Annotated in this window: 6 protein-coding genes; 3 read left to right on the top strand and 3 right to left on the bottom strand. The window is 40.2% G+C overall.

Annotation, left to right across the window (positions count from 1 at the left end):
- Positions 1-315: 315 nt before the first annotated feature.
- On the bottom strand, positions 316-585 hold the full coding sequence (locus CALSC_RS22655) for a hypothetical protein (protein ID WP_088243508.1): 270 nt from the start codon (positions 583-585) through the stop codon (positions 316-318).
- A gap of 85 nt (positions 586-670) precedes the next feature.
- Between CALSC_RS22655 and CALSC_RS22650 the strand changes: the two genes are divergently transcribed.
- Both CALSC_RS22650 and ilvA read left to right on the top strand, forming a co-directional pair.
- The gene (locus CALSC_RS22650) at positions 671-1,084 is read left to right on the top strand and encodes a hypothetical protein (protein ID WP_088243507.1); all 414 of its coding nucleotides are present in this window, start codon (positions 671-673) and stop codon (positions 1,082-1,084) included.
- Between the two features lie 422 nt (positions 1,085-1,506).
- Positions 1,507-3,018, top strand: coding sequence for a threonine ammonia-lyase, biosynthetic (ilvA, locus tag CALSC_RS22645; RefSeq protein ID WP_088243506.1), 1,512 nt, complete (start codon positions 1,507-1,509; stop codon positions 3,016-3,018).
- 19 nt (positions 3,019-3,037) lie between these two features.
- Here ilvA and CALSC_RS26730 read toward each other — a convergent pair whose 3' ends face one another.
- A complete protein-coding gene (locus CALSC_RS26730) occupies positions 3,038-3,208 on the bottom strand; it encodes a hypothetical protein (RefSeq protein WP_159460676.1) in 171 nt (56 codons plus the stop codon).
- Positions 3,209-4,405: 1,197 nt separating this feature from the next.
- Between CALSC_RS26730 and CALSC_RS22640 the strand changes: the two genes are divergently transcribed.
- Positions 4,406-5,914, top strand: a complete 1,509-nt coding sequence (locus CALSC_RS22640; protein WP_088243505.1) for a UbiD family decarboxylase — start codon at positions 4,406-4,408, stop codon at positions 5,912-5,914.
- A 135-nt stretch (positions 5,915-6,049) separates the two neighbouring features.
- Here CALSC_RS22640 and CALSC_RS22635 read toward each other — a convergent pair whose 3' ends face one another.
- The gene (locus CALSC_RS22635; protein WP_088243504.1) at positions 6,050-6,871 is read right to left on the bottom strand and encodes a hypothetical protein; all 822 of its coding nucleotides are present in this window, start codon (positions 6,869-6,871) and stop codon (positions 6,050-6,052) included.
- Positions 6,872-7,070: the final 199 nt, after the last annotated feature.

Genomic DNA, 7,070 nt, shown 5'->3' with positions numbered 1-7,070 from the left:
TTAATGTACATTCCCTAACAATCCGCAGCACAATTTTCTTAACTCGATTTCAAATGGACAAACCGGGAGTTATTACTTATTAATTGCGCGTAGCACTATAAATTCTCCAATTTCATCGACTCGAACTACTTTTTTTACTCCCCCTACACCTTGCTCCCATGCATTCTGAGTGGCTGCGATAACATAATTTGGCTATGAGAATGGATAATGGGGACTAGTTTGAGGATCTATAATGCAGCCATAGCAAGGATTTCCCTCATATTTTTTGCTATAGTATTAATTTAGTGTTGGGCAAAACAATATGAGGTCAAGTAGTTATCTGCGTTTACGGGTTATTACCAGATTATTAGCATGGTTCAGTATAAGCGTAATAGTTGCCTGCCAATCTCCAACTTCATCAGTTAATGATTCAACAGTCAACTCAACCTCTCCCAGCCCTACAATACAACCATCTAAACAACCATCTATTAATTCACCCTCTACCAATACCTCAATTCCAGCATCACCAACAACACAGCCAAATACAGTTAAGGTTCCGACTTCAACATCTCCCCCAACAACCACCTCTACAAAAAAAGCACCCATAGCCAAAGTCCCAACAAAACCTAGTCCCCAAGCTTCTCAAAAAGCAGTTACTCAAAAAAGTTCAAACCTTTATCAAAATCAACAAATGGGGGTTAAATTTGAGTATCCTGAAGGCTATACTGTTGATGCTTCCAAAGAACGAAAAATAATTAGTGTGTGGCTAGATAAGGACTATCAAGCAATTAAATCAGGTAAATATCAAAATACGGAACCACCAAGTAATTTAAATATTTCCGTGGAAGCAAATCCTCAAAAATTATCTGCGGAAGAATGGGTCAAAGGAAATGAAAGTTTTTTAGATCCAGAACAATTTTCTAATAAAGCGATCGCAGGTAAGCAAGCCTTAGCTTTTCGTTCTAGTGGACTATTTGAGTTTGAATATCTTGTCATCCCAGCTGATGATAGGAATAAGATGATTGTTATTAGTATAGCTGAAGGCGATAAACAATATCAAAAAGTATTGAACAAGGTCGCTTCCAGTTTAGAAATTAGTAAATAATAAAGTTTATTGGGCTGATTGTGCAGCCATTGCCTTCTTAATGTGGGTTATTTTTTAAGGTTTTGTCTAATTCTGGGTATGTGGTTTTACAGTGGTAAGTGTTTCAACCATACCGCAATTCGTCATCACGTTAATAAACAGAGAACCCATCGCCATTGTTTTACAAGATTTCATCGTGTCGTTGGCGTGTTTCGTAAACTGCCGAATTAATCAAACTATTAGCCTGGTCAATCCACAACCTTTTTTATCTAAAAATTTAGCTTTAATCGGTATTGTTCGGTACAAATTATCATCACCTTTTGTAGATAATTATCATTGCTACAATATATTTTATTAACAATATTCTTATGGGCAAGTTTCATACAGGATACAAATAGAGGTAGAATTGTTTTCTGCTCCTCATCTACCAACCTGTTGACACCATGCTTTGCGACTATCTGGTACAAATCCTCACTGCCCGTGTGTATGATGTTGCCCAGGAAACACCTTTAGAGTATTCCAGTAATCTTTCAGCTCGCTTGAATAATAAGTTGTTACTGAAGCGGGAAGATATGCAATCAGTATTTTCCTTTAAGCTACGTGGCGCTTATAACAAAATGGTGGAGTTGCCACCAGAAATCTTAGCACAAGGGGTGATTGCTGCATCAGCAGGGAACCATGCCCAAGGGGTAGCTCTAGGAGCAAGTTACTTGGGAACCACTGCCATAATTGTCATGCCGGTAACCACTCCCCAAGTTAAGGTAGATGCTGTCAAGGCACGGGGAGGACAAGTGATATTACATGGCGATACCTACGATGATGCCTGTGCTTATGCCCGTCAGTTGGAGGCAGAAAAAGGTTTAACTTTCATTCATCCCTTTGACGATCCCTTGGTAATTGCTGGGCAGGGAACCATTGGCATGGAAATTTTACGCCAGTATCAACAACCTATCCATGCCATATTTGTAGCAATTGGGGGTGGAGGACTAATTTCAGGAATTGCAGCTTATGTGAAGCGGTTGCGTCCCGAAATCAAGATTATTGGCGTGGAACCAGTGGATGCCGATGCCATGAATCAATCCTTGAAAGCAGGAAAGCGGGTACGGTTGTCCCAGGTGGGTTTATTTGCGGATGGAGTCGCAGTGCGAGAAGTAGGGGAAGAAACTTTTTATCTTTGTCAGGAGTATGTGGACGAAATTATTTTAGTAAATACAGATGATACCTGTGCCGCCATTAAAGATGTATTTGAAGATACTCGATCAATTTTAGAACCAGCAGGGGCGTTAGCGATTGCTGGTGCAAAGGCGTATGTGGAGAGGGAAAAAATAGAGGGTGAGACCTTGTTGGCTGTGGCTTGCGGCGCAAATATGAATTTTGATCGTTTACGGTTTGTTGCTGAAAGAGCAGAGTTGGGAGAAAGAAGAGAAGCAATATTCGCAGTAGCAATCCCCGAAGGTGCAGGAAGTCTGCGTAAGTTCTGTGAATGTCTTGGTAGACGTAATCTAACTGAGTTTAATTATCGCATTGCCGACCAAAAAGAAGCACACATTTTTGTGGGGGTACAAATTCAAAACCGTGCTGATGCTGCCAAAATGGTGCAAACTTTTGAAAACTGTGGTTTCCCCACCCTTGATTTAACCGATGATGAATTGACGAAAATGCACCTGCGTCATATGGTGGGTGGACATTCTCCCCTAGCTGAGAACGAACAACTCTACCGCTTCGAGTTTCCCGAACGTCCTGGTGCATTGATGCAGTTCTTTGGTTCCATGAGCCACAACTGGAATATTAGTCTTTTCCACTACCGTAACAACGGTTCTGACTATGGACGGATTGTTTTGGGGATGCAGGTTCCTCCCGATGACATGGAAAAATGGCAGGCATTTCTAGATACCTTGGACTATCCCTATTGGAATGAAAATAATAATCCAGCTTACAAGCTTTTTCTGGCATAGGGGAACTCCAAGAAATAAATTACCCAATTTTTGTCACCAAAATGACTTTCCCTCCCTCTGCTCCCTGCTCCCTGCCCCCTGCATTCATAACGATAGGAGGAATCATTTTCGGTGTTGCTGTTAGCGCAGCTTGGCGGAACGCTACATACTGGGACGCGCAGACAGGAAGACACGGGGACGCAGGTATCATAGTTTATCCTCTCTGACAAAATCATCCCACAGTTATGCAATGCTTCATTTTCAAATTGGTTAATAATCAAGCATTTGCATAGAAGAAAATCAAATGATTATAGCAATGGACATATTAGTTAGGACAATATTGCTCTACTCAAAAACTATCAACCATCAACTGAAAAACTATCTTGGCAACTGCTATAACTATAGTATTGTCCCCAAAATGTAAAGATTATTTGCAATAACAGTCACCCCAGCTTCAGCAGTGATAAATTAATAAATGAAGCTACACAGCTTCCCTGGCAGAGACAACAGCCTGGAGTTCTATTTAGTTAAGAGGTAAAAAAGCTGTTTTATCATCTGTCTCGTCTAATAAACACAACACCCAACGCGAAAACGGATATTTCCTCAAAGTGATTAATGGGGGCAATACAACTGAATTTAGTTCCAACCGTGTATGGAGAATCAATTCAGTGCAACCCTAATTTGCAAGAGATAAAAGAGGAAATTGATAAGTGAGTAGAAGCTTGGGTGTTGTTGTTTTTAAGATCAAATAATCGTACCAAAATATTTAAACCCATCAAGGATATAGAAATAAATAAGCTGGTAATGGATAAGTAGAAATATAACAATATAACGCAATGCTGTTCAGTTAATCCTGAAAACGAAAAAATGGCGTAGATTGTGCTTGACTGTTGTTCCACACAATCCAAGAATGAATTTGAAAATTGAGTTACCTATTAAAGGACTTACGCACAGCCATCGTTGTTTTGTCGCGAGTGGGTAGGTCCTATGTTCATATTTGGTCAACAAAGATATAAATTAACGTGAGTTCGACGGATTTAAAATACTATAAGCCTTGTGAATCAATAGTTACAGGCACTCAAATTCAAAACTACCTCAATCATTAGTTGAGAACAAAGTCAATAATTTACAAATTTAATGGTTACTGATTCTGTTCTCAATAAACTCAAAGCTTTTTATAAACTCTTGGTTCTCATACACAATACTGGATAAGAACTTCAGGCTTTATAAATCATCGAGCTCACGTTTAATTAACAGAATAGAGGCACTGCCGTTTGTGCCTGTTGTAATGGTAAAGTGGGAATTGCCCACCCTACTGGACTGAAACATAAGGGTAAGGAGTGGTTTTCTGACAGATAATAGATGAAGAGGTCTTTACACTTCTTAACTGTTTACATCTGCGAGAACTATGGCGAGAGATTTACGGGGATTTATCAAACTCTTAGAATCAAAAGGGCAATTACGGCGAATTACGGCTCCAGTAGACCCAGACTTGGAAATTGCGGAAATTTCCAACCGAATGCTGCAAAAAGGTGGGCCAGGGTTACTGTTTGAGAATGTCAAAGGTGCATCCTTCCCCGTAGCAGTTAATTTGATGGGAACGGTAGAAAGAATTTGTTGGGCAATGAATATGCAACAGCCCCAAGAGCTGGAAGAATTGGGGAAAAAGTTGGCAATGCTGCAACAGCCAAAACCACCGAAAAAAATTTCCCAGGCGATAGATTTTGGCAAAGTACTATTTGATGTGGTGAAGGCTAAACCGGGAAGGGACTTTTTCCCACCCTGTCAGCAAGTAGTAGTTGAAGGTGATGAGTTAGATTTTAATAAGTTACCTTTAATACGTCCTTATCCTGGTGATGCTGGCAGGATTATTACCTTGGGTTTATTTATTACCAAGGATTGTGAAACGGGAACCCCCAATGTAGGAGTGTATCGTTTACAACTGCAATCGAAAAATACCATGACCGTCCACTGGTTATCAGTGCGGGGTGGTGCGAGACATTTACGGAAAGCGGCGGAACAAGGAAAGAAATTAGAAATTGCGATCGCTCTTGGCATAGATCCGTTAATTATTATGGCAGCAGCTACACCCATTCCCGTAGATTTATCAGAGTGGTTGTTTGCTGGTTTATACGGTGGAGAAGGTGTGAAATTAGCCCAGTGCAAGACTGTAGATTTACAAGTTCCTGCGGATTCGGAATTTGTTTTAGAAGGGACAATTACTCCAGGAGAGGTGCTGCCAGATGGGCCTTTTGGCGACCACATGGGATATTACGGTGGCGTAGAAGATTCGCCTTTGATTCGTTTTCAGTGTATGACCCACCGCAAAGATCCGGTTTATTTAACTACATTTAGTGGCCGTCCACCTAAAGAAGAGGCAATGATGGCGATCGCCTTAAATCGGATTTATACCCCAATTTTACGGCAACAAGTATCGGAAATTGTGGACTTTTTCTTACCTATGGAGGCTTTAAGTTATAAGGCGGCGATTATCTCCATTGATAAAGCTTATCCTGGACAGGCAAGGCGGGCGGCTTTAGCTTTTTGGAGTGCCTTACCACAATTTACATATACCAAATTTGTGATTGTGGTGGATAAGGATATTAATATTAGAGACCCTCGGCAAGTAGTTTGGGCGATTAGTTCCAAAGTCGATCCTACCAGGGACGTGTTTATTTTACCCAATACCCCCTTTGACAGTTTAGATTTTGCCAGCGAAAAGATTGGTTTAGGGGGAAGAATGGGCATTGATGCGACCACAAAAATCCCTCCAGAAACCGAACATGAATGGGGAGCTACTTTAGAATCAGATCCGCAAGTAGCAGCAATGGTGGAGAGAAGATGGGCTGAGTATGGTTTGGGTGATTTGGAATTAGGAGAAGTTGACCCCAACTTATTTGGTTACGATATGCCATAAGGATTAGGAGTTCGCTTAAATAAAAACAAGCCTCATATCAATTACGGTACAACCGGAATTGATATGAAACATAGGCTTTGCACTCAGACAAAAAATATTGCCTCAAAATAGCTTCATAGAAATACCTACATTTTCTCAACTTTCGTGGATAGATTTAGAGGCGAACTCAAAATAGTATTTATGCCAGTCTAAAAACAAATCAATACGTTCTGAACCAGCAGCAGCAGTATGGTTAAAGTATCGATACTTATTCTGACCTACGCTAAGTTTGGGTTTAGTTGTTGAAAATTCCCAATCTTTTCTTCCTAAAAACAGGTGTTCATTATTAACTAAAATTCCATGCCAATGCGGCGTATTTCTGTACACTCTAGCCGAGAGAGAAAACCTTTCACATAGATCATCTGGCAATCCATTCATAAAATTATTTATCTGCATTACTCGCTGTTTACTTTGATTAGCCCAATCAACATCGAATGTTTCAAGTTGAAGCGATTCTAGGTAATCACTGTCAACAAATACGATTTCCGCATTAATATGTCCATCTGGGCAATCATTCAATATTTTGGGAACCTTACCAGCAAGAAAATTCCATGAAAACGTCATAGACACTGCCAATATTTTTATTTCTACATGGTTTTTGCTATGAGTTGTATGGTTCTGAAGACACTCTCGGATACGCTTCTCCGTATCCTGAAGTGCTTCACTGTAGTCAGTGTAAGGTTTTTCATGGTCTGCAATTTTTTCGATATTCCTGCTAATCTCTCTGAGTACGACAGTCATTTCTTGACCTTGGTTAGTGAGTTTCCCAAGTTCTTTGTGAGTCTCTACTTCCACTCCTTTACTTGAAAATTTAGCCTTTACCAAGCGGTTGGTTAGGTCAGAAATAGTCTTGCGGTAAACTATACCTAGAGCTAACACTACCAGATATGGCACTACGGTCGAAATGTGATTAATCATGGCATTTTACACTTGGTGTAAGAAAGTCTTCTGTATTTAATTTGTGCAAGGAAAATTTGAATTTTAGCCTCTTAAACGTCACATAAAGACTAAAAAAGATGAAAGTCATTACCTCTTTTCTCAGTTCTAGGAAAAAGGCGTGACGGCGCTCTCTCGCCCGCCTTCTTGCATTCCCATTTAACGCAGTGATTCTACGATT

It is taken from the genome of Calothrix rhizosoleniae SC01, from assembly GCF_900185595.1.
Classification (GTDB): Bacteria; Cyanobacteriota; Cyanobacteriia; order Cyanobacteriales; family Nostocaceae; genus Calothrix_A; species Calothrix_A rhizosoleniae.
Note: the sequence above shows the minus strand (reverse complement) of the source record. Positions and strands in the feature narration are given on the sequence as shown.